This is a genomic window from uncultured Caballeronia sp. (assembly GCF_964243625.1).
Lineage (GTDB): Bacteria > Pseudomonadota > Gammaproteobacteria > Burkholderiales > Burkholderiaceae > Caballeronia.
In genome coordinates, this window is record NZ_CAXTGZ010000707.1 from 1 (window position 1) to 2,950 (window position 2,950).

At 59.1% G+C, this 2,950-nt stretch carries 3 protein-coding genes; all 3 read left to right on the forward strand.

The window, feature by feature from the left end; all coding sequences use genetic code 11:
* The gene (locus ACFFAR_RS29650) at positions 1–939 is read left to right on the forward strand and encodes an ABC transporter permease subunit (protein WP_174365241.1); all 939 of its coding nucleotides are present in this window, start codon (positions 1–3) and stop codon (positions 937–939) included.
* Positions 936–1,820 (forward strand): carbohydrate ABC transporter permease, encoded by an 885-nt coding sequence (locus ACFFAR_RS29655; RefSeq protein WP_062170765.1) that lies wholly within the window; start codon positions 936–938, stop codon positions 1,818–1,820. The genes ACFFAR_RS29650 and ACFFAR_RS29655 overlap by 4 nt, the downstream gene beginning before the upstream one ends.
* 13 nt (positions 1,821–1,833) lie before the next feature.
* Positions 1,834–2,950, forward strand: a 1,117-nt coding sequence (locus tag ACFFAR_RS29660) for an ABC transporter ATP-binding protein (RefSeq protein ID WP_375509060.1), incomplete at its 3' end; no start/stop codon positions are given.

Sequence of the window (2,950 nt, forward strand, 5' to 3'; positions counted from 1 at the left end):
GTGACGCCCGCCGACAAAGCCCTGCAACCTGCCGCGAGGCACGCGAAGAAGAAACCGCTGAGGAAGCGGTTTCCCCTGGCTGCGTACATTGCGCTGGTGCCGCTTGCGTTGACCGTCGTGTTTGCGTACCTCGGCACGATGTTGTGGAGCTTGCGTACGTCCTTCACGAACTCGCGTACGTTCGCGTCCTCGAACTTCGCGGGCGTCTCGCAGTATGTGCGTCTGTTCAACAACGACCGGTGGATGCTGTCGCTGCAGAACATCGTGATCTATGGCGTGTTGTTTATCGTCGTGTGTCTTGCGATCGGGTTGCTGCTGGCTGTGTTCATCGATCAGAAGGTGGTGGGCGAAGGCGCGTTGCGTACGGTGTTCCTGTATCCGTATGCCATGTCGTTCGTGGCGACCGGTCTTGTCTGGCAATGGATCCTGAATCCGCAACTCGGGATCCAGGAAGTGCTGCACCGGCTCGGTTTCACGCATGCGCGCTTTGACTGGATCGTCGACCAGGACAAGGTCGTCTATACGCTCGTGATCGCGACCGTATGGCAGGCCTCGGGCCTGGTGATGGCATTGCTGCTTGCGGGACTGCGCGGCATAGATGAAGAGATCTGGAAGGCCGCGCGTATCGACGGCATTCCGCGTTGGCGCGTCTATGTGAGCATTGTGATCCCGATGCTCGGCGCGTCCATTTCGACCGCGTTCATCCTGCTGTTCGTGATGGTGATCAAGCTCTACGATGCAGTCGTCGCCATGACGCAAGGCGGTCCCGGCACCGCGAGCGAAGTGCCCGCGAAGTTCATCATGGACTATCTGTTCGGACGGGCGAACCTGGGCCTTGCGTCGGCGGCGTCGATCGTTTTGCTGGTGACCGTACTCGCGATTCTCGCGCCTGTTTTCTACGTTCGCAGCCGCGCGTTGCGGCTGAGGGATGCACGATGAATACACTACGTCCGCCTCTTCGACGCAAGCCGCGTTTCTCTCCGGCGCGGCTTGGCGTGTACGCGTTCCTGCTGACGTCGGCGTTGTTTTTCCTGCTGCCTTTGTACGTGATGCTCGTGACATCGGTCAAGCCGATGGCCGAAATTCGCATGGGCAACATCCTTGCATTCCCGGTTCGCTTCACGCTCGATGCATGGCGCGAAGCATGGCAGTCCGCATGTACCGGTCTTGATTGCCAGGGTATTCAGGTCGGCTTCTGGAACTCGGTTCGCATTGTTGTGCCCAGTACGATCCTGTCCATTCTCGTGGGCGCAGTAAACGGCTATGCGCTCTCATTCTGGAAGCCGCGCGGCGCAAGCACCTTGTTCGCGATCCTCCTGATGGGCGCGTTCATTCCTGTGCAAGTGATGGTTTATCCGCTGGTACGCGTGCTGGCAACCGTGCATCTGTTCAGCTCGTTGCCGGGTATCGTGCTGATTCATACGATCTTCGGCATGCCCGTCATGACGCTGCTATTCCGCAATTACTACGCGGCCTTGCCTCACGAATTGTTCCAGGCGGCGCGCGTGGATGGCGGCGGTTTCTGGCGCATCTTCCTGCAACTGATGGTGCCCATGTCCACGCCGATCATCGTGGTCGCGGTCATCATGCAGGTCACGGGCATCTGGAACGACTTCATCCTGGGACTCGTCTTCGCGGGAACGAAGAACCTGCCTATGACCGTGCAGCTCAATAACATCATCAACACCACGACCGGCGAGCGCCTCTACAACGTCAACATGGCAGCGACCATTCTCACGTCCATGGTGCCGCTTGCCATCTACTTCGTCTCGGGTCGCTGGTTCGTCCGCGGCATTGCTTCCGGTGCGGTCAAGGGTTAGTCCAGGACGATCTATGTCTACAGTCATGTCTGCAGGAAAATCGAATGTCTCCATCCGCGATCTGGAGATCCAGCTCGGGGCCAATACGATCATCGAATCACTGGATCTGGAGGTCGAGCCAGGCGAATTCCTGGTGCTGCTCGGGCCGTCGGGTTGCGGCAAGTCGACCTTGCTTCACAGCATTGCTGGCTTGATCGATGTCAGCGGCGGCAGCATTGAAATCGGTGGCCAGGATATGACCTGGGCCGACCCGAAGGATCGTCGTATCGCCCTTGTTTTCCAGTCGTATGCGCTTTATCCGACCATGAACGTGGAGCGCAACTTGTCGTTCGGTTTGCGGATCGCAGGGACGCCAAAAGCTGAAATCGAACGGCGCGTCTCGCGTGCTTCGGAGATGCTGCAGCTTGGTCCGTTATTGAAGCGAAGGCCGGCTCAATTGTCCGGCGGTCAGCGTCAACGCGTCGCGATCGGACGTGCGATCGTGCGTGAAGCAGATGTGTTTCTTTTCGACGAACCGCTCTCGAATCTCGACGCCAAATTGCGCACCGAACTCAGGCGCGAGCTCAAGCAACTGCACAAGCGTCTTGGCGCCACGATGATCTACGTCACGCACGATCAGGTCGAAGCCATGACGCTTGCGACCCGCATGGCCGTGATGCGCGGCGGCGTGATCCAGCAGATCGGCACGCCCGCGGAAGTCTACGCGCGCCCGAACAACCTGTTTGTCGCGACCTTCCTCGGCTCGCCGGGCATGAACTTGCTCAAGGGCGCGCTTCACTTCGACGCCGGCGGCATCCAGTTCCAGAACGATCACATGGACGTGGACGTGTCGTCGTACCCCTTCGTCAAAACGCCGCGCGAAAATCAGTCGTGTGTGCTCGGCGTGCGACCAGAGGACGTTTTGATCGATCCGGTGTTCGAACACAGGGGCACGGTGTCGCTCGTCGAACCCATGGGCAACCACCGGGTAATTTGGCTCGATTATCATGGCGCCCAAATCGCTTCCATCGCGCAGGAATCCGCGACGGCGGCAGTCGACGAAGTCACCGGTTTTTCCATTCAGAAGGAACGCATTTCCCTCTTCGATGAAACCGGCGCGTCTCCGCGCGACGTGCAGTTGGTCATTGATG

What these genes read in the sequence shown, in the direction of transcription:
- ACFFAR_RS29655 (WP_062170765.1), top strand. Translation starts at nt 936, where the DNA reads ATGAATACACTACGTCCGCCTCTTCGACGCAAGCCGCGTTTCTCTCCG.